At 52.8% G+C, this 19242-nt stretch carries 20 protein-coding genes; all 20 read left to right on the top strand.

Translation table 11 applies throughout. From position 1 onward, the window contains the following. The 20 genes from ACLHV9_RS06005 (at nt 1) to ACLHV9_RS06100 (ending at nt 19225) form a co-directional block, all read left to right on the top strand. Nucleotides 1–1464: a DUF1073 domain-containing protein gene (locus ACLHV9_RS06005; RefSeq protein ID WP_407220274.1), complete on the top strand. Its 1464-nt coding sequence runs from the start codon at nt 1–3 to the stop codon at nt 1462–1464. Further along, a complete protein-coding gene (locus ACLHV9_RS06010; RefSeq protein ID WP_407220275.1) occupies nt 1397–2404 on the top strand; it encodes a phage minor head protein in 1008 nt (335 codons plus the stop codon). Before ACLHV9_RS06005 ends, ACLHV9_RS06010 begins: the two co-directional genes overlap by 68 nt. A 121-nt stretch (nt 2405–2525) precedes the next feature. Further along, complete coding sequence (locus ACLHV9_RS06015; RefSeq protein ID WP_407220276.1) at nt 2526–3896, top strand: DUF2213 domain-containing protein; 1371 nt, start codon at nt 2526–2528, stop codon at nt 3894–3896. Continuing rightward, entirely contained in the window at nt 3896–4357 is a 462-nt protein-coding gene (locus ACLHV9_RS06020) for a hypothetical protein (RefSeq protein ID WP_023294167.1), read from the top strand. Before ACLHV9_RS06015 ends, ACLHV9_RS06020 begins: the two co-directional genes overlap by 1 nt. Beyond that, complete coding sequence (locus tag ACLHV9_RS06025; protein WP_103786921.1) at nt 4354–5409, top strand: major capsid protein; 1056 nt, start codon at nt 4354–4356, stop codon at nt 5407–5409. Before ACLHV9_RS06020 ends, ACLHV9_RS06025 begins: the two co-directional genes overlap by 4 nt. Nucleotides 5410–5441: 32 nt before the next feature. Then, entirely contained in the window at nt 5442–5720 is a 279-nt protein-coding gene (locus tag ACLHV9_RS06030) for a hypothetical protein (protein WP_407220277.1), read from the top strand. A 2-nt stretch (nt 5721–5722) separates the two neighbouring features. Further along, nucleotides 5723–6103 (top strand): hypothetical protein, encoded by a 381-nt coding sequence (locus ACLHV9_RS06035; RefSeq protein ID WP_407220278.1) that lies wholly within the window; start codon nt 5723–5725, stop codon nt 6101–6103. A 172-nt stretch (nt 6104–6275) separates the two neighbouring features. Further along, a complete protein-coding gene (locus ACLHV9_RS06040; RefSeq protein ID WP_407220279.1) occupies nt 6276–6635 on the top strand; it encodes a hypothetical protein in 360 nt (119 codons plus the stop codon). A 2-nt stretch (nt 6636–6637) separates the two neighbouring features. Beyond that, on the top strand, nt 6638–7006 hold the full coding sequence (locus tag ACLHV9_RS06045) for an HK97 gp10 family phage protein (RefSeq protein WP_407220280.1): 369 nt from the start codon (nt 6638–6640) through the stop codon (nt 7004–7006). After that, a complete protein-coding gene (locus tag ACLHV9_RS06050; RefSeq protein ID WP_407220281.1) occupies nt 7003–7386 on the top strand; it encodes a hypothetical protein in 384 nt (127 codons plus the stop codon). Before ACLHV9_RS06045 ends, ACLHV9_RS06050 begins: the two co-directional genes overlap by 4 nt. Nucleotides 7387–7448: 62 nt before the next feature. Beyond that, nucleotides 7449–8192: a phage tail tube protein gene (locus tag ACLHV9_RS06055; RefSeq protein ID WP_407220282.1), complete on the top strand. Its 744-nt coding sequence runs from the start codon at nt 7449–7451 to the stop codon at nt 8190–8192. 57 nt (nt 8193–8249) lie between these two features. Continuing rightward, complete coding sequence (locus ACLHV9_RS06060) at nt 8250–8924, top strand: DUF6246 family protein (protein ID WP_045354800.1); 675 nt, start codon at nt 8250–8252, stop codon at nt 8922–8924. Between the two features lie 107 nt (nt 8925–9031). Continuing rightward, a complete protein-coding gene (locus ACLHV9_RS06065) occupies nt 9032–9628 on the top strand; it encodes a hypothetical protein (RefSeq protein WP_052135636.1) in 597 nt (198 codons plus the stop codon). Nucleotides 9629–9691: 63 nt separating this feature from the next. Then, nucleotides 9692–13120 (top strand): tape measure protein, encoded by a 3429-nt coding sequence (locus ACLHV9_RS06070; RefSeq protein WP_407220283.1) that lies wholly within the window; start codon nt 9692–9694, stop codon nt 13118–13120. Nucleotides 13121–13159: 39 nt separating this feature from the next. Continuing rightward, nucleotides 13160–13372: a hypothetical protein gene (locus tag ACLHV9_RS06075; protein WP_316363758.1), complete on the top strand. Its 213-nt coding sequence runs from the start codon at nt 13160–13162 to the stop codon at nt 13370–13372. 56 nt (nt 13373–13428) lie between these two features. After that, nucleotides 13429–13782, top strand: coding sequence for a phage tail protein (locus ACLHV9_RS06080; RefSeq protein ID WP_370975231.1), 354 nt, complete (start codon nt 13429–13431; stop codon nt 13780–13782). Between the two features lie 36 nt (nt 13783–13818). After that, the gene (locus tag ACLHV9_RS06085) at nt 13819–14523 is read left to right on the top strand and encodes a phage minor tail protein L (RefSeq protein WP_023294155.1); all 705 of its coding nucleotides are present in this window, start codon (nt 13819–13821) and stop codon (nt 14521–14523) included. Then, a complete protein-coding gene (locus ACLHV9_RS06090; protein WP_407220284.1) occupies nt 14523–15242 on the top strand; it encodes a C40 family peptidase in 720 nt (239 codons plus the stop codon). Before ACLHV9_RS06085 ends, ACLHV9_RS06090 begins: the two co-directional genes overlap by 1 nt. Then, nucleotides 15185–15712, top strand: coding sequence for a tail assembly protein (locus ACLHV9_RS06095; RefSeq protein ID WP_045355143.1), 528 nt, complete (start codon nt 15185–15187; stop codon nt 15710–15712). Before ACLHV9_RS06090 ends, ACLHV9_RS06095 begins: the two co-directional genes overlap by 58 nt. A gap of 9 nt (nt 15713–15721) precedes the next feature. Further along, on the top strand, nt 15722–19225 hold the full coding sequence (locus ACLHV9_RS06100) for a host specificity protein J (RefSeq protein WP_407220285.1): 3504 nt from the start codon (nt 15722–15724) through the stop codon (nt 19223–19225). Nucleotides 19226–19242 lie beyond the last annotated feature (17 nt).

Genomic DNA, 19242 nt, shown 5'->3' on the forward strand with positions numbered 1-19242 from the left:
GTGAGCGAACAAGATAACGGCCTTCAACTGGCTGTGAACAACCTCGCCACTGAAATGCGGCGAGCGAATTACCTGAATGCCATCGGTATCGGTGGCGGCAATACGAAGCGACCGACGCTTTACCAGGAATTTGGCTACCCGCGCGAGATCACCTTCAACGACTTCTACAACATGTACCGCCGTAACGCCGCTGGCTTTGCTGTGGTGCACCGCCTGCTGGATGGTTGCTGGCAGGACTATCCGGTAATAGTTGACGGTGATGAAGCGCAGGAGGCGGAGAAAACAAACGCCTGGGAAAAGAAAGTCACCAAGTTCATGAAGAGGCTGTGGCCTAAGGTGAAGGATGCCGACCGCCGCAATATGGTCGGGCGCTACTCAGCGCTTCTGCTGCAGGTCAAAGATAATAAGTCGTGGAACGAGCCAGTAGATATCAAGCTGGTGAAATCCCTGGGCGAGTCAGCGCTGGTAAAACTTATCCCGGTATGGGAGCCGCAGTTAACTGTCGCCGAATGGGATAACGACCGTCAGTCTGAAACGTTCGGCCAGCCGAAGATGTTCAACTTCAACGAGCAGCCGGTCGGTGATGAGCCTTTTGTCGGGCCGATGCGCGGAGAACCGGTACACCCGAGCCGCGTTATCCTGTTCTGCGAAGGGTCTGAAGACGACAACGTCCTGTCCGGCATCCCGCTGCTGGAGGCTGGTTTCAACAAAGGCCTCGATATCGAGAAGATTTCCGGCGGTGGCGCTGAGGGCTTCCTGAAGAATGCCAGCCGTCAGATCGCCGTCGAGTTCAGCAAAGAAACCGACATGGCTACGCTGGCAGACCAGGCAAAGCAGGCTGGCTATGCCGATCTCGGCGAAGCGATGGGCGACAAAGTCAATAAGCTGAACCGCGGCACCGACGCGGCGGCCGTGATGCAGGCCGGGCAGATGCACGTCCTGAGCGTTACACCGGGCGACCCGGGGCCTACATGGGAAGTAACCGCGAACGAACTGGCCGCCTCCGTACAGATCCCGTTCACTATCCTGTTCGGGCAGCAGACCGGGCGCCTGGCGAGCGACGAGGACAAAACGGACTGGGCTATCCGACGCAACACGCGCCGAAATGGCTTCCTGACAGATCGCATTACCGCGCTGCTGGAACGCTTCTGGACTCTTGGGATTATCGACCCACCGACCAAAGGTGAGGTCACCATTTCGTGGAGCGACCTGCTGGCGCCAGGCGAGAAAGAGAAGATAGAGAACGCTTCTAAACTGGCCGACATCGTGCAGAAAACCACTGGCTTCTATGGCGGTGAGCCGCCTATTACAGCCAATGAGTTGCGCGAAGTTGTTGGCCTTGACCCGCTTCCGGAGCAAAAAGAACCACCAAAACCGGACGAGAAGGTGACTACCGATGATCCACTGGCCGATGACACCAGAACAGACGGCAAAGGTGGGCCTGCCGATAGTTCCGCGCAGTAAGGTTGACCCGACCAGATCGGCAAAGCAGGTAACCGCGATGTTCATGGATATCGAGGCGCGGTATCTCGGAATCAAGCGCGCACTGAAAGCTCTGTTTTACCAGCGCCTTACCGGGCGAGAGCGTGAAGGTAACAGCCATAACTGGCATTTCCTGTGCCACGACCACGGCGAGGATGTGCGGCTATACCAGGTCAACGCTGGCAAGTTCATCTACGACATGTCGGATCAGGAGCTGGCTGAACTGCTAAAAGCGGTGCAGTCAATTCTCGATGATTACCTGCTGGAAGGTGGCGAGCAGAACCTGTGGGCGATGGATTACGTTGTCGCTGAGGCGCAGCGCGGCACGCTGGAGGCCTTCAACAACCTCTCGCAGCAGTCGCAGGTGTACGCCAGCCAGACGACGTTACAGCAGCTTTTAAGCAGCCCCGGTCACCTTAATCAGGTGGCGGCGGCCAGGATAACAACGTTCAGTGACTGGAAGGTCATCAGCGATACCGCCCGCGGCGACCTGACCAACATCATCACTGATGCGGTCGCACGCGGCGTGAATCCTCGCGAGACAGCCAGCGTCATCAGCAAGCGCCTCGATGTGTCGATGTCGAAGGCAAAGAACATTGCTCAGACTGAGCAGGTCGGCGCGCTGCGTGAAGCTCAATGGAATGAAACGGACTGGGCTTCCGAGAGGCTCGGGCTGAACACTGGTCTTCTCCATCTTTCTGCGCTGAAGCCTACCACCAGGACAACGCACGCATTCTGGCATGGAAAGGTCAGAACCGTGCAAGAGGTGCGCGACTGGTATGCAATAGATGGTAATAAATACCACTGCTATTGCAGCCAGATTCCGGTGCTGCTCAACGACGACGGCAGCATTTTCAACCAGGGGCTGGCTGATAAGCTGGCGAAAGAGCGTAAGCAGTGGACCGCAAAGGAGGCTGCATGACCGTTTATTGGTGCTGCGGTTGCAGTCGAACATTGAGCTACCAGTGCGTAACTGCGCTGGACTATTTCCACTGGTGCTGTAGAGCGCCAATGTTACGAAAAATCTAAACAGAGGACGCAACGTGAAGCTATCCAGCATCCACGTTAAATCCCTCGCCATCAACGCCTCCAACATCTCAACGACAACCATCAACGGCCAGGAACACTACGTCATTCGTGGTGCGGTTCCGATCGTCGATGACATCGTGATGAATGGCGGCCTGTACCCGGCGGAGGAAATTAACAACAGCTACCAGACGATGGAGCGCAAGTTAATGCCGATCGGCCACCCGATGGTGAACGGCAAATACGTCAGCGCCAACGACCCGCAGGCGGTTAACGATTACTACGCCGGTGCGTGGGCTCAGAACGTCAGCAAGGCCAACGACAAGGTCGTGATGGACGTATACGTCAATAAGGCCGTGGCAGATACCAAGCCTGACGGTAAGCGGCTTATTCAACGCCTGGACGACATGATTTCCGGCAATAACGCCGACCCGATCCATGTTTCTACCGGTCTTCTGCTGAACAAAGAGCAAAAGGCAGGTGAATCGAAACAGAAGAAGTATTCCTGGGTCGCTCACAACATGCAGTTCGACCACATCGCGATCCTGCTCGACGAACCCGGTGCCGGTACGCCGGATGAAGGTGTCGGCATGTTCGTAAACGCTGACGGGCAGGAGGCCGATGTTGAATCGACAAGCCTTATCGATGCCGCCAACAGCATGAAAGACGGCTGGTGGAACAAAGTGAAATTCTTCATCAGCAACGCCTCAGAGATGTCCTTCGACGACATCTACCAGGCGCTACGCATGTCCATCAAGCAGGACGACAAAAAGTGGCGCTACGTCGTCAGCGTCTGGCCTGACCATTTCGTTTACGAAGAGGATGGTGAAAACGCCAAGCCGAAGCTCTTCGACCAGAAGTACCTTATCTCTGACAAGGTCGTAACGCTTGTCGGCGATCCAGTAGAAGTCGTGCGCAAACCAACTGAGTACGAAGTCAAAACCAACGGAGAAACAAACCCGATGAAAGAGAAGATGATCGCCGCGCTCAATGCCGCAGGCGTTAAAACCGAGGGGCTGACCGACGATCAGGTCTGGGATGCCTACAACCAGCAGATGCAGAAAAAAGATGGCGGCGGCGACCCGGGCCAGGCTCAAATTAACTCTGATGTGATTACCGCGGCTGTTAATGCGGCGCTCACCCCGCTGAGCGAAAAGCTGAGCAAGCTGGAAACCCAGCTGCAGGCGAACGCTGAAAGCGACCTGAAAACCAAACGTGACGCGGTTAAAGCGAAATTCTCGTTCATGACCGAAGCAGCGGTTAACTCCCTGTCCGGTGACGCGCTGAACGACTTGTACTCACAGTGCCAGACCAGCACCGGTCTTAACCCTGCATTCCAGGGGAATGGCGCTCAGAGTGAAATCCTTAACATGGAGGCACCTGAATAATGGCTCTCGCACCTCGTTTCCATACCGTAATCGCGGGCCCGGCCCGTAAGAATGACCCGCAGGTCATTGAAGCAATCATGGCGGCGGCCGTGAAGCCCGGCTCACTGGTGATGCTCGACAGCACCGGGAAACTGGCGGTTCACAATGTAGCTGGTGGTGCAGGCGTTGCTCTGGCTCTTCAGCACAACTATATCGGCGGCGGTGACATTCGCGACTCGGTTCCTGCAGGTGATACCGGCGCGGCCATCATGTGCGAAGACGATGTGGATTACCACATGCTGGTCAAAGCAGGCGAAGTGTTGCTGGAAAACGAAGGCCTGGTTTCTGCCGGTGACGGCACGCTTGCCAAGGCAACAACGCCAGCTACCGACCAGGTCCTCTTCTATTCACGCGAAAAAATCACCGTTGGCGCTGAAGCTCAGCTCGTGAAAGTTCGCAAATCAGGGAAAGCAACCGCATGAGCATGATCGTATTCAACAAAAAGCTGATCACCGAGCACAACCAGGTGAAGCAGGCATGGAATCAGCTGCTGATGCAGCGTGAATCCTTCAATATCAACCAGAACACCATTTCCGCCCAGTACGGCGGCGCGCTGGAAGTTAACCAGGCCGCGCTGATTTCCAAAGACTATTGGCGCGAAGTGGACAACATCACCACCCGAGTCTTCCGTAATGACGAAGGCAACGGACTGCTGGATGATCTGCTCGGTCTCGGTACACCGATTTCTATCGGCAAGACGGCGGCGCTGTACCGCGTTTCCAGTGACGCTGGCAAGGTACATCGCTCACTGACGGGCCACGTGCCGGAAGAGCTGGATAAAGTCATCTACGACGAAGCTGGTGACCCAATCCCGATCTTCAACACTGGCTACAGCCGAGAATGGCGTGAGTGGAACGGCATGCAGTCCGAAAACCTCGATGCAATGGCCGATGACCAGGAAGCGCATGTTGCTGCGATTCGCGCTGATATGGCTGACTACATGCTTTCCGGTGATGCGAAAGTGAAGGTGAAAGGCTATGTTGGCGCTGGTATCACCAACCATGCCAACACCAATCAGGTTGACCTGAGCGCATCCGGTCTGAATATCGACCTGACCACCTCTACTCCTGATCAATCAGTGGCCTTCTTCACTGGTCCGTTTGCTAAGCTGCTGGATGATAACTACGTGCAGGAGAAGGTGAAGGTATGGGTGTCTCCAGACATCATGCGCAACCTGAACCGACCGTATTCTAACGCTGCCGGCTTTAAAGAAGGCACCGTGCTGGAATACATCATGCGCTATGGTCGCATTGAGTCTATTAACCAGACCTTCAAATTGACCGGTAACCACTTTGTCGCGTACGTGCGTAACTCGCAGTACATCAAGACGCGAATCGCCGCGCCGGTTGGTACCTTCATGATCCCGCGTCAGAACCCGTTCGACAACTACAACTCTCTGGTCTGGAGTGCTGTCGGTCTGCAGATTAAGCGCGATTTCAACGGTCGTTCTAAAGTGTTCAACGCACAGGGGTAAGGGGCTTCGGCCCCTTTTCTTCAGGAGAGAGCATGAAAAAGTTAAAAGTCGAGAAGACTGGCTGCTGGGGAACGATTAACGGCGTATTCCAGCAACTGCCGGTGGGTCATGAGTTCGTTGCTGTTGCTGTGCCACCGGCTTTCGCTGGCCGTGTATCGGTCGTGGGTGAAGTTGAGGCTCAGGAGCTTGAAGTTGCGACGCCTGGTGCCGAAGATGCTCCTGCAGAGCAGGCAGAGCAGGCAGAGCAGGCAGAGCAGGCAGAGCAGGCAGAGCAGGCAGACACCTCCGCTAAATCGAAAAAGGCGAAATAACCATGGCTGACCCAATCACAGCGGCAGACGTGCAGGCGTTCCTCGGTGAATTGGGTTACTCCATCCCGGGCGCGCTGCTGGATCCGATTCTCTGCGTGGTGAACAAGATTATCCCGTGCCTCGATGGCGCTGGGTATGACGACTGCACCGCTAAGCTGATCCTGATGTATGCCGCCGCGCTGATGGCTACGTCGTCCGGCGCGCGCCGCATCAAATCGCAGGGGGCGCCGTCTGGTGCGTCCCGCTCGTTTGATTACGATGCTGACAGCATCACCTGGCTGCGCGACTCGTTGGCGAAACTCGATACCAGCGGTTGCACCGGTGAGTTGCCGATCAGCGCAGGTAATAGTGTCGGCCTGTTCATGGTGGTCGGGGGCTGCTGATGACGTACAAATCAGTTAAGCACGGCCTTCCGCGCGCGTTCACCCGCGTCTGGGTGATGACCGACACGGGGAGGGAGACTACCGGCTACGTGAAATCGGACGGCGAGTGGTTCATCAACTGCCCGCGCATCTGGGCGACTGGCGCGAAGGTGTTGCGCTGGAAGGAGGGCTGATGTCATCGGTAGCGAACTGGAGCTATACAGCCACGGCGACCATCTGGCGCAAGGTTGACGGAAACGATGAGATAGGTGACCCTCTGGGTTATGCGGCTCCTGAGCAAATCCTCTGTGATTACGAGGGCGGGCTCAGCAAGAAGTTAGCCAGCTTGGGCGCTGAAATCGTCGTGAAGAATACCGTCTGGACGGAGTTCTCGCTTGCGGCCGCTGGTGATTACCTGCTGATTGGCGTTTCGACCGAAGCGGACCCGGTTGTGGCCGGTGCCGACGAGGTACGTCAGGTTATCCGTTACGCCGACACGTTCGAGCGACTGGCGGACGATTACACCATTATAACGGCCTCAAGCAGAGTGTAATTATGGGTATAACAATGCGAGGATCAGACAGGGTTAGCAGGAATATTGACCGAATACTGAATGATATTCAGGGTAGGAAAATCATTCGAGCTCTCCAGTCTGCGATGATTCTTGGGGCGGCTAGATCGGCACTTTACACGCCGATCGATACCTCAGCACTTTTAAATAGCCAGTTTCGCGAAATCGTAACTGACGGAGCTGTAATAACAGGCAGGGTTGGTTACTCGACCAACTATGCCGTTTATGTTCATGACCCAGCCAACCCGCAGAGGTTCCGTCGCTCAACTGCTAAAAAGGAATTTCTCACCCTTGGATTTGAAGAGGAGCGCTCTGCCATTGATGATGTTGTGCGCAAGGAGCTTTTGTTATGACCCCCATGATGCACGAGAGGGTGCGCAACATGTTCGTCGACGCCGGGCTAACAGCAGGTTTCACGGTGCAGCAGCTGATGTACGAAGACCCGAAGGACTTGGCTAAAGCCATAATCGTCTTCAGGCCAAACGGCGGGTCGAATATCCGAACCGATCTCGGCTCTGAGTACCACGTCCTGGTCGACGTTGTCGGCGCGAAGGACAAGCGCAAAGACGCGCTTAATGCCGTGCAGCGCATCGTTGATTATGTCCAGGTTAACCCCATGGCTGACGAGTGCGTCGGCTACATACAGAACATGGGCGCAATCCCCGCGCCGGTGCTCACAGAAGAAGGGCGAATAGTCTTCCGACTCCAGTTCGCCTGCACTTACGGCGAATAGCCATCCCAACCAAATAACCCGCTCCGGCGGGTTTTCTTTTATACGTCAAAGAGGAGTTTCACATGGCTAATTGCCAGAACTCGAACGAGCGCCTGTTCGGCGGTGCGGTCGTGCTGGAAGTCGCCGATGGCTGCCCGGACGTCAAACCACTCGAAGCGGAGTGGATGGCGCTGGCTGCTGGTACGTCGAAGGGCTTCGACTTCAACCCGAACTCGGTTACCTCTGATGCGGATGACGGCGGCGGCTATGTCGAGACCATCATCACCAACAGTGACTTCACCCTTAGCTTTGAAGGCGAAGTGCGCAAGAAGGACAAACTGGACCAGTACGGTGTTGGCAAGTTCATCAAGTATTTCGCTGATGAGCTGAAGGCTAAGCGCCAGCCTGGTATCTGGGTGCGCATGGACTACGGTCCGGTCGAATTCATCGGCTACATGAACATTACGGCTCTGAGTTCAGACGGTGGTACCAACGACATTGTCACGTTCTCAACCGAGTTCAAAGTCGGCGACGCAAGCACCATCGAAGTGAACGAAATCACTGCGGTTGCCGTGACTGGCGTGACGGTAACGCCGACAACCAGCACTGGCACTGCAGGCGGCACCAGTACCTTCACGGTGAATATCGCACCAACAGGCGCAACCAACAAAGACTTCACTGTAGCGACTACCGATGCGACAAAGGCAACGGCTACCGCATCCGGCAACACCGTTACCGTGACGCGTGTCGCCACCGGCAGCGCGCAGATCATCATCAACACTGTAGACGGCAATTTTGTGGCCGTGCATACGGTTACCGTTTCCTAACGGACATTACAAAGGGCGGCGTGCTGCCCTTGATAATGACCGTTTACTGGAAGGCTTATGACCGCTTTAACCGATATTGGCGAACTCTCCATCAGCGACAGCCGCGAAGGCGGGAAAGATTACCTGCTACGGCCTTCATTCGAGGCTATGACGAGGATCGGCACTCCGGAAGAGATTGTGCAGGCGTACGCCACCATACACGGCAATGATGTCGCTCAGCTAATTGAGGTTTGCGCTGGCACGCTGGGAGGATTTCCTGAATGGCTATCTCCATCATTCAACCGCGCTGCTGAGAAGCTTTTATCAACGTGCATGTTGGTGCTTCAGGCGTGCTGCGAGGAAGACCTGACGCCTATGATCGGCGAATGGAAGGGATGGCGGCATTGCGTCGTATACCGACCGGGACAGATGCCGAAGAACGACATCATCGTGCTGGCGCAGCACCTCATGCAGCACGGCATCGTCGGAAAAGCCAAGGTTCGCCAGTTGCAGCGCCATGAAACAGGCGAGCGCACTACAGAGTTTAAAGCATTCGACTACATCAGCGCAGCTCGCAGCCACTTCGGAATGAACCGCACTGAAGCCTCTCAGTTAACGATGACCGAATTTCAGATGCTGCTGGCGGCTAAATATCCTGACCAGAAAGGCTTTACTCGCGAAGAGTACGACAGCATCGCCGATGAATATCTGGCTAAACAGGCAGTTCGACGCGAGAATGCGAAAAAGAAGTAACCGACCTTCTATACAACGATACCCTGAGAACAATAAATCATCCTTTTCCGTTGCGCCTGTGCTATTCCTGGGTAGGATGTTCATTTTTACCAAAGGGGAATAGGGATATGAACAAGATATTTGTGGCGCTGGGTTTTATTGCATTAGTAATTACATGCACCTTCGCAGCAAGAGAGCCACTATCTCTCGTCTTCATAATTGCAACTTTCATTATCATTGGCTTTGGATTTGGAAAAATAGGCGAGAAGGCGGCGTTTAATTCCCGTCTTACACAGGCGGAGAGGCGTGGAACTTTACGATTCTGCGCCGTTGGTTTTTTGGCTGTATCATTAGCTGCCAATGTGGGATTTCTTTTTTGGGTCAACTCCCAAACCCCTATTTTTGGTGATGCTTACGCGGAAAGAAAGCAATATGAAGACCTGAAGAGCGACTTAAAAAAACAAGAAACAGCTCAGGAGGAGGGGCGTGCAATCCGATACTACGATGCAAAAGAGTCAGTGAAGGGATTGCTCAAAGACTCATCATCTGCTGAGTTCTCTGGGGAGAAGATCGGCAAGGGTGGTGCAGTTTGTGGGTACGTAAATGCAAAAAATAGTTTCGGCGCTTATGCAGGTAATTCAAGGTATATATCTACCAACGGGCACTCCGTAATAGATGACGATAGCCAGGAGTTTAATGACTCATGGGAAAACACCTGCAACTAACCAACAATAAAACCATATCAAACCTCGCTCAGGCGAGGTTTTTTATTGCCAGGAGAAAACAATATGGCTGGTACCGTCAGCGCTGGAACGATCGTTTACGAAGTGGATATGGACACGGCTCGCCTTCTTCAAGGTCGTCGGGATATTGATGATGCGCTGAATGGCCTCAATGGGAGTATGGGCCGTCTTGAGGCTGGTTTAAACCGCACCGAACGCTCTCTGTCTTCGATTGAAGGCACTATGTCCAGCTTAACTGGCGTCGCGAAAGCGCTCATTGCCGCTCTTTCTGTCCAGCAGGTTGGCGCATATGCTCAGGCATGGCAGGACCTCAGCAATAAACTGGCAAATGCCGTCAGGGATTCCGTACCGCCGTTTGAAACGCTGGCTGATGTCACAGAGCGTGTTTTTGACATCTCTCAAAAGACTCGCTCAGGTCTTGATGCCACGGCCACACTCTATGCGCGTCTGGAGCGTTCAACAAGAAGTTATGGCGTCAGTGTAGAGGACATTACCAGGCTGACAACCATTATTAACCAGGGTTTCGTGGTGTCAGGGTCAACAGCCGAGGAGGCAAGCAATGCAATCATTCAGCTTGCTCAGGGGCTGGCGTCCGGAGCATTGAGGGGTGATGAATTTAACTCTGTGAACGAGCAGGGGAACCGGCTCATGATTGCTCTGGCTGACTCTATGAATGTCAGCATCGGGGCGCTCAGAAACATGGCTGCAGAGGGCAAGTTAACCACTGAGGTGATCGTTAATGGCCTGCTCTCTCAGGGCGATAAAATTGGACAGGAGTTCGCTAAAACTACTGCGACGATCAGCCAGTCTCTTGAAATTGCCAACAACAATATCACGAAATTCTTTGGCGAGAATGCCACAGTAAAAACTGGCGTAAAAATATTCAGTGATTCAGTAATTTCTCTCAGTGAAAACCTGGACGCTCTCAGCACTACGCTCACGATTGTTGCTGGCGTAATGGGCGCGCGGTATGTCGGCGCTCTGACCATGGCTACCTCCGCGAAAATCGCTGATATCGCAGCATCTCGTAAGCAGGCTGTTGCAGAGAGTCAGGCGGCACAAGCAGCTTTGGTTGCCGCTAATTCTGCTCAGCGTAAGGCTCTGGCTGATAAAGAGGCTGCTCTTTCGTCTCTCGCTCTGGCCCAGGCTGAATATAACGTGGCCAAAGGTAGCGCTGCTGAAATGTTAGCGCTTGATGCCCTAATAGCTGCAAAAACTCGGGCAACTACCGTATCTCTCGCTCTTACTGAGGCTGAAACAGTCCAGGCTGCCTCATCAGCAAGGGCGGCGGCGGCGGCACGTGCAGCATCTGCTGGTATTGGACTTGCTCGTAATGCTCTTGCCCTCATAGGTGGTCCAGCGGGGGCGGCTATGCTCGCTGCCGGAGCGATCTTCTATTTCTGGCAGAAAGCCCAGCAGGCAAAAGAGGAGGCGATCGCCTTTGCTGACGGTCTGGATAAGCTAAATGCGTCAATGACGTCAATGAGTAACACTCAACTGCGCGGCACGATTGCAGATGCCAATAATTCTATACGAGCTCAGAAAGAGGCTGTTGCAGATCTGCAGAGTGAAGTTGACTCTCTGAGAGACAGATATCAGAACTTTACCCCGGCAGCGCAGGAAGTTGCCGAATCTATGGGGCAAGGTGCGGATTTCGCTCGCCAACAGGCGGAGGTGTCTGATGAACTGGCTCGCAAGACGCGAGATCTTGAGTCCGCAAAGGATAAATTATCCCAGACAGAAGAAACCGCGTCAGAGGCGACTCGCACACTCACGAACAACATGCTTACAGCGATGGGAGTTCATGATCAACTCATCGAAAAATCCTGGTCTCTTGAGCAGGTTCAGGGTGCGGTAGCGAAAGCCTTTGGAGAGACAGCTGATGAAATAAACCGAGCCAATCAGGCCGGAAAAAGCTTCGACCCAAAAGCGCTGCAGATATCTCCCGCGACCAAGGAGGGCGATAAAGTTATCGCTACTCTGGAAGAGCAGAATGAATTACTTAAAATTCAGGACGAGAGAGAGCGGGCGATAGCCAAAGCCAGGATGCAGGCTGCCAAGGTCACGGACAATCAAAATCAAATCTATGCGGCAGGGAGACTGGCTGCTGAAAATTATGATTTAGAGAAATCTGAAGAAGCGAGGAAAAAGGCTCAGCAAGAGAGTGAGCAGCATGGGAAAAAATCAGCGTCTTCAGCCGAGTCTGTTGCTCAGAAGCTGGCTAACCTGAAACAACAATCGGAGCTGGCGGCAGGTTCAACAAATGAACTCAGTAGAGAGCAGGCTATCCTTGCCGACCAGCAATCTCTTGGTGCTGCAGCTACTCAAAAAGACATTGAGTTGGCTGGGAAGTATGCCGCGACAAAATGGGACAATGCTAACGCCATTAAAGCCCAGGCGGCAGCAGAGAAACTGCTTCCAGAGGCGCGCGAAAACGCCAGCTATAAGCAGGATGTTGAGGCTCTGAATACCGCTCTGGCTGCGAAGAAAATCAGTCAGGAGCAGTACAACCAGACCTCAGAACGACTGGCGGCAACTCACCAGGTTAACCTTGCGAAAATCCGCGCCCAACAGACGGTAACACCACAGCAATCTGCTCTTGGTGAAATCGACCCAGTTCAGCAATTGGCAAATCAGCATGCTCAGGAACTGGCTCTCATTCAGCAGTTTGAGACGCAGAAAGGTCAGATCACTCAGCGCGGCCTCGAGCTGATGAACGCAGCCAATACCGAATATGAGCAGGCTCGTATTGCGGCGCAATGGGAGATTTACCGCAACCAGAGCACGACCAATCAGCTGATGGCTGACGCTATCGATTCTCTCCAGGGGGGGGCGACCAATGCCATTACCGGGCTGCTCAACGGCACCCAAAGCCTGCAAGAATCCTTTGCCAACATCGGCACGACAATCCTCAACAGTGTTGTCGGTAGTCTGGTGCAAATGGGGATTGAGTGGGTCAAGAGCCAGTTAATGGGGCAGGCCGCTGCGACTGCATCACTTGCATCCACGATGGCTCAGGCCACTGTTGCTGCTTCGGCATGGGCTCCTGCGGCAATGAGTGCTTCTATTGCAACAATGGGGAGTGCTGCTGCTGTTGGTCAGACGGCCTATGCTGGCTCACTCCTGGCAGCTAAAGGGATGGCGGTTGCTGGCGCCCGCGAGCACGGCGGACCCGTCAGCGCCAACTCAATGTACCGAGTGGGTGAAGGCGGGAAGCCAGAAATCTACCAGGCCAGCAACGGCAGTCAGTACATGATACCGGGTGACAACGGTAGGGTGATTAGCAACCGGGATATGCGCAGTGGTGGGGGCGGTGGAGATGTGACAATCCACCAGGAGAATCACTATCACTTCGATGGAAGTCCCAACAGCCAGGAAACGGTCAAACAGTTTGACAAGGTGGCGTACAACGCCGCATTACGCGCCATCAGAAATGAGCAGCGTCCAAATGGGATGCTTGAAAAAAGCCGTTAATACGCATATATCTGATGGGCAAATTAAAAGGAGAATGAGATGAATTACCATATCGAAGATATTACAGCATTTGATAATGACAATGGTTCCGGGATTATCGCAAGGGTCGTTTTTCATTATGAAACGCATCTGAAAAGTATTTCAGTTAATGTTCATATTCCTCTGGATAAGAATGCTTCTCTTGCAGTTATTGAAAGTCGTGTATTCGAAGAAGCTAAAAAGCAACTTAAAGAGCTTGCTGTGGAATTCTGATTCTCTATCGCAATGCACGTAGACCCGCTCTGGCGGGTTTTTTATTGGGAGCAACCATGCCAGAAACATTCACCTGGCCCCCACAGAAGGGCTACAGCGTCGAACGAACGCCTAACGTAGCAGTCGTCAAGCTAGGCGATGGCTACGAGCAGCGCCAGACGAAGGGCGTTAACCCTCTGATGGATAAATACTCGCTGACATTCACAGGCGTGGATGATGCGAAATGCTCAAGGCCTAATGCTGCGAAAGCTGCCGATGCTTTCCTCAAGGCACGTATGGCGGTGCAGTCTTTCTACTGGACGCCATCTGATACTGGAGTGCAAAAACTGTTTGTTTGCCGCTCATGGAGCATGACAAAGACCGGTCCGCTATACGAACTAACGGCCACATTTGAACAAGTACCAAGATAAGCCACCTCCGGGTGGCTTTTTTAATGGGAGTTTGCCGTGCGCGACATACCAGCCAATATGATTATAGATAGCGTCGATGCGGGAGTCGGCGCTTTCATTGACCTTTTCGAAGCCGACCTGCAACCTTTTGGTGGTGACCTTATCCGGTTCCATTCCGGCACAAATGGATATTACGGTAACGTTATCTGGAAAGGTAACCAGTACCTGGCATACCCGATAGCAGTAGAGGGATTTGAGTCAAAGAACGAAGGCACGTATGCCCGCCCGTCAATGGCGGTGGCGAACGTTACCGGCTTACTGACGGGTATCAACAATGACTTTGATGACATGCTGGGAGTAGTCATCACCCGAAGACAGGTTCCGGTGAAGCACCTGGACGCGGTAAATTTCCCGAACGGGAACCCTGACGCGGACCCGACACAGGAGGCGGTGTCCCGCTACGTTGTCGAGGAGATGACAGAGGAGACTTTCGAGCAGGTGACATACACGCTGGCGACACCGATTGACTGCGACAACGCCATCATCCCGGCCCGTACCATTCTCGCCGACGTATGCCAGTGGCAGTATCGCGGCGTCGGGTGTGGATATGACGGGCCGCCTGTTGCAGATGAGCGTGACAACCCAACCACTGATCCAGCGAAGGATAAATGCTCCCACCGTCGTACCGGTTGCCGGTTTCGCTACCCACGTCCTGAACCAATGCCTATAAGCAGTTTCCCCGGCTCTCAAAAGGTCTCCTGATGCAAGAACTACTCGATTATGCGGCATCGTCACAGGATGAAGTGTGCGCGCTGATCCTGAATGGCGAGCGAGTGTTCCGCTGCAGGAATGTGCATCCAGAGCCCTGGCATCACTTCCGCATAAGTGACGACGACTGGCTTGCGGCGGAGGAAGCAGGAGAGGTGACGGCGGTCTTTCACTCGCACCCACAAAACGTACCGTTCCTGTCTGGCGCTGATCGTCAGATGCAGGAGGTTACAGGGCTTCCGTGGTGGCTGGCGTGCGGTGGCAGAATTCTGAAATTCAGGTCCGTATCATTCCTGCTGGGGCGCAGGTTCGAACATGGCGTCATGGACTGCTACACCCTTTTCAGGGATGCGTATCACCTGTGCGGTATTAACCTTCCTGATTTTGAGAGAACTAACGGGTGGTGGTTACGAGGTGAAAATCTCTATCTGAACAACATGCCGCTCAATGGTTTCCGCCAGGTATCGCCTGGCGAAGCGCAACCAGGTGACGTCATTATCAGGCAACCATTCCCCGGTGCTGACCCTTGCCACGCAATGATTCTCCTCGAAGACAACATGGTACTTCATCACGACCATGCCGGACACCTGAGCCGGAGAGAGCCAATGCGCCCGGCATACATCAAGCAGACGCATTCCATATGGAGACATGAACAGTGCTCATCTTTAAATTTGCGGGCAATTTACGCCGATTTTACCGCCAAATCTCTCTGAACGTAGACACGCCGGCGCAGGGACTGCGTCTGCTTCTTGCCCAGAATCACGAATTCAAAAAAGCATTCCTCAATACAAAACTTCGGATCCGAATAGCGGGTGAGGATGTTGAGACATCGGCTATGCAATGGCATCTGGATCGCCACCTGAAAGATGGTTCTGTAGTCCTGTTTGTGCCGGTAGTTGAAGGCGCTCTCACTGCCGCTGCTGCGGCATGGATTGCGGTTGCCGTCAGCGTGGCGTCAATTGCGTACTCGGTCTACATGTCACGCAACATGAAAACCAAAACGTCAGCGGAAGCGGCTGAGACAAACACGCTAACGAACAACTCATTTACCAGTGCGGAAAACCGTGTCGGGCAAGGGCGTCCGGTGCCAATCCTTCTCGGGGAAATGGAAGTCGGTTCGAACGTCATTTCTCTCGGTATTGACACAAGTAACAACCAGGACTGGACAGAATCAATTAGCTAAGGTGGCGCTATGTCTTCAGGCGGCGGTAAAGCATCAACCCCGAAACTCCTCGACGATAACCTCAAGTCAAAACAATTTTACCGGGTGCTTGACCTTATCAGTGAGGGTCCGATTTACGGACCGATTGATCAGTCACATCTGTCTTCATTCAAATTGAACAAAACGCCGGTTACTGACGCCAACGGAAACGTCAGCGTTAACGGAGTCAGCGTGGCATGGAGGCCGGGTTCTGAAACGCAGTCGCCAATCAACGGTTTCTCTGCAATCGAAGCGACGACCATTGTTAACACTGAGGTCACTTACGATACCCCGCTGGTACGCACCATTACGGATCAGGATGTAACCCGAGTTCGTTTCAACGTTGGTGTCACCGGACTGGTAGAGCAGGACAAAAAGGGGAACCAGAAGAACACTTCAGTCACTTTGGTTCTGGAGACCAGAACTGGAGCTAGCGGGTGGGCAATAGTAAAGACCGTCACAATTACAGGTAAAATATCCGGTGAGTATCTTGAGGCGCACCTGATTGACGCGCCGGAAACTAAACCGTTCGATATCCGAGTGCGTCGAATTACGCCGGACAGCACCAGTGATTTGCTGTCAAACGGTACCATCTGGAACAGCTACAGCGAGATCACCGACGATAACCTGAACTATCCGTTCTCCGCTATTGCGGGTGCAGTTATCGACCGTGACCAGTACACCGATACCCCGAGTCGCACATATCATCTTCGCGGCCTGATTGTTGACGTTCCTGACAACTATAATCCACTGACGCGCACCTACTCTGGGCTGTGGACTGGCGGATTTAAAAAAGCCTGGACTAATAATCCCGCCTGGCTGTTCCGTGAACTGGCGAAAAATACCCGATTTGGCCTGGCGAAACGCGCCGGATACATCGATGTTGACGATGGCGCACTCTATGTTCTCTCACGGTATTGCGATCAGCTTGTTAATGATGGCTACGGCGGGCAGGAACCAAGGATGACGCTGAATGCCTATATTACCGAGCAGGCGAGTGCGCGTGACATTCTCGACAAGATAGCGAGTATGTTCCGTGGAATTGCATTGTGGGACGGTATGCGTCTTTCAGTAATGCTGGACGCGCCACAAGACCCAATTGCGACAATCACGAATGCTAACGTAGTTGATGGCGAGTTTAAGCGCAGCTCCGTGAAGCGTTCAGAGAAATACAATGCCGTTGTTGTGTCCTGGACTGACCCGGATAACGGCTGGGAGCAGGTAAAAGAGTATGTTTCCGACGATGATATGATCGCCCGCGGGAACTACAACGAAACCACCCTTGAGGCGTTCGGCTGTACCTCACGCGGCCAGGCATGGCGAGCCGGTAAATGGTTGCTGGAAACAGCAAAGCGTGAAAGCAGCAGACTGTCTTTCCAGATGGCTCGGGATGCCATCCACTTCACGCCGGGTGATATCGTTGAAGTCATGGACAACAACTATGCTGGTGCGCGTCTTGGTGGCCGCATTATGTCGCATGCGGGTAACAAAATTACCGTTGATGCTGTTGATTCGTCTCTGATATCAGAAGGCGACACCATGTCGATCATGGGTAGTGACGGGAAATTCGTTAAGTACCTGATTGCCAGCATTGCCGACAATGTAGTGACGCTGAAAACTATGCCTGCATGGGTTCGTGACGGCACTGTATTCGCTATCTCCACCAGTAACGTTTCAACCAGACTCTTCCGCATCCTGAGCGTTGCAGAGACGGATAACAATTCTGTCTACAGCATCACCGCATCGCAACATGATCCGAACAAACAGGCTATTGTTGATGAAGGTGCCGTGTTCGAAGTTCCCAACGATACGCTGAACGGTTACCGTGTACCGAATGTGGAGAACCTGCGTATCATCAACACCAACTCTGAGACTGTCCAGGTTACGGCCACATGGGAGACGGCAACCACTACCAAAAAGCTGATGTTTGAAGTGTATGTATACACCGATGACGGGAAAGTAGTGGCTCAGTATGAGACTGATCAGTTCCGATATGAGTTTTACGGCCTGAATGCCGGGATTTACACGCTTGGCGTTCGTGGCCGTAATGAAAATGGAATGAAAGGGGCTGAAACACAGGTGAGTCTGGTTATCGGAGCACCTCTCGCACCATCTTCAGTTGTATGGACTCCCGGTATTTTCTCAGCAGGTATTGTTCCAGTTATGCGGGTGACTGCAACCTCTGATACCACGTTTGAGTTCTGGTACTCAGGAGAGAACCAGATTGTTGACGCTTCACAGATTGAGGATCAGGCGCAGTTTCTTGGGCGAGCAAGTCAGTGGACTCTTCACGGTTTAAAGGCTGATACCACATACTACCTGTACGTCCGCACGCGTAATGCCTTCGGTACATCCGGTTTCGTTGAGGTGTCCGGGCAGGCCTCATCTGATATACCTGGCATGATTGATTACATCGATGAAGCGATCAGGGATTCGACAGCATTCAAAAACCTCCAGGATGGTGTTGATATGAACCTGGAAGGGCAAATACAGAATGCCCTTGCAAATAATGCTGCCTATGAACATCAGTGGGCACAATATGGTGAGGTCAAAGCCGACATTCTGATCGTCAGGACAACGATTGCTGATGTCGACCATGCCCTCGCTGAACTATCCACCCAGGTGCAGGCAGAAATAGGCGATTTAACATCAGCGGTCAGCGAAAAACTCACTGCTGAAGTTAAGATCGATGGCACAGCCTCAGCATTCTATACCCTGAATCTTGGCATTCAGCGGGGAAGTCAGTTCTATAACACCGGGTTCTCAATGGGTATTGAGCCTGATGGTTCTGGTGGGTATAAATCAACAACAGTTTTTGCGGCGGATCAATTCGGTATTTATTCAGGAAGCGAACCGGGAAATTATCAAAAAGCCTTCTTTGTTTTTAATGGGCAGGTATTTATCAACTCGGCATTTATTCGTAATGGCAGTATTGATAATGCCAAAATTGGCAATTATATCCAGTCCTCAACCTGGGACGGAACCGGGAACGTTGGCTGGCATATTAACAAATCCGGTTATGCTGTTTTCAACAACGTTACAGTACGAGGGATGGTTTATGCCTCAGGTGGGAAATTTACCGGAACTATAGAGGCAACGTCATTTGTTGGGGATGTTGCCAACGTTGGTGTCGGTTCGGATGCTTCATTAAGCGGAACTGCTAATTTAGTTAAAACGATTACTTATACTGACTCAGGATCAAGTAGTCTTGCTAAGAATGCTCTTGTAGAAGCAACCTTTTATTCATCAGCGAATGTCAATACCATGATGGATGTTATTATTGATATTAATGGGACATCCAAAACGTTTTCAAACCTTCCAGTGCAATCCGGCGCGTATGCTAATAATTTTTACACATTGAGATTTGGAGTTAAAGGAATAAATGCAAGCACGGTAACGGCAAAATTAACTATCGTTAGTGCTAACTCAGTAAGCAAAGTCATTTACTCCCCAAGTTTAACAATAACAAGAGGTACAGGATCGTTTGTTGGGTAAAAATAAATGAGTGGTAA

The organism is Enterobacter sp. CPE_E890 (assembly GCF_046521475.1).
Classification (GTDB): domain Bacteria; phylum Pseudomonadota; class Gammaproteobacteria; order Enterobacterales; family Enterobacteriaceae; genus Enterobacter; species Enterobacter adelaidei.

Excerpts from the sequence above, each read along its gene's own strand:
- ACLHV9_RS06010 (WP_407220275.1), top strand. The coding sequence starts at position 1,397 with ATGATCCACTGGCCGATGACACCAGAACAGACGGCAAAGGTGGGCCTG.
- ACLHV9_RS06020 (WP_023294167.1), top strand. The coding sequence starts at position 3,896 with ATGGCTCTCGCACCTCGTTTCCATACCGTAATCGCGGGCCCGGCCCGT.
- ACLHV9_RS06025 (WP_103786921.1), top strand. The coding sequence starts at position 4,354 with ATGAGCATGATCGTATTCAACAAAAAGCTGATCACCGAGCACAACCAG.
- ACLHV9_RS06030 (WP_407220277.1), top strand. The coding sequence starts at position 5,442 with ATGAAAAAGTTAAAAGTCGAGAAGACTGGCTGCTGGGGAACGATTAAC.
- ACLHV9_RS06035 (WP_407220278.1), top strand. The coding sequence starts at position 5,723 with ATGGCTGACCCAATCACAGCGGCAGACGTGCAGGCGTTCCTCGGTGAA.
- ACLHV9_RS06040 (WP_407220279.1), top strand. The coding sequence starts at position 6,276 with ATGTCATCGGTAGCGAACTGGAGCTATACAGCCACGGCGACCATCTGG.
- ACLHV9_RS06045 (WP_407220280.1), top strand. The coding sequence starts at position 6,638 with ATGGGTATAACAATGCGAGGATCAGACAGGGTTAGCAGGAATATTGAC.
- ACLHV9_RS06050 (WP_407220281.1), top strand. The coding sequence starts at position 7,003 with ATGACCCCCATGATGCACGAGAGGGTGCGCAACATGTTCGTCGACGCC.
- ACLHV9_RS06055 (WP_407220282.1), top strand. The coding sequence starts at position 7,449 with ATGGCTAATTGCCAGAACTCGAACGAGCGCCTGTTCGGCGGTGCGGTC.
- ACLHV9_RS06060 (WP_045354800.1), top strand. The coding sequence starts at position 8,250 with ATGACCGCTTTAACCGATATTGGCGAACTCTCCATCAGCGACAGCCGC.
- ACLHV9_RS06065 (WP_052135636.1), top strand. The coding sequence starts at position 9,032 with ATGAACAAGATATTTGTGGCGCTGGGTTTTATTGCATTAGTAATTACA.
- ACLHV9_RS06070 (WP_407220283.1), top strand. The coding sequence starts at position 9,692 with ATGGCTGGTACCGTCAGCGCTGGAACGATCGTTTACGAAGTGGATATG.
- ACLHV9_RS06075 (WP_316363758.1), top strand. The coding sequence starts at position 13,160 with ATGAATTACCATATCGAAGATATTACAGCATTTGATAATGACAATGGT.
- ACLHV9_RS06080 (WP_370975231.1), top strand. The coding sequence starts at position 13,429 with ATGCCAGAAACATTCACCTGGCCCCCACAGAAGGGCTACAGCGTCGAA.
- ACLHV9_RS06090 (WP_407220284.1), top strand. The coding sequence starts at position 14,523 with ATGCAAGAACTACTCGATTATGCGGCATCGTCACAGGATGAAGTGTGC.
- ACLHV9_RS06100 (WP_407220285.1), top strand. The coding sequence starts at position 15,722 with ATGTCTTCAGGCGGCGGTAAAGCATCAACCCCGAAACTCCTCGACGAT.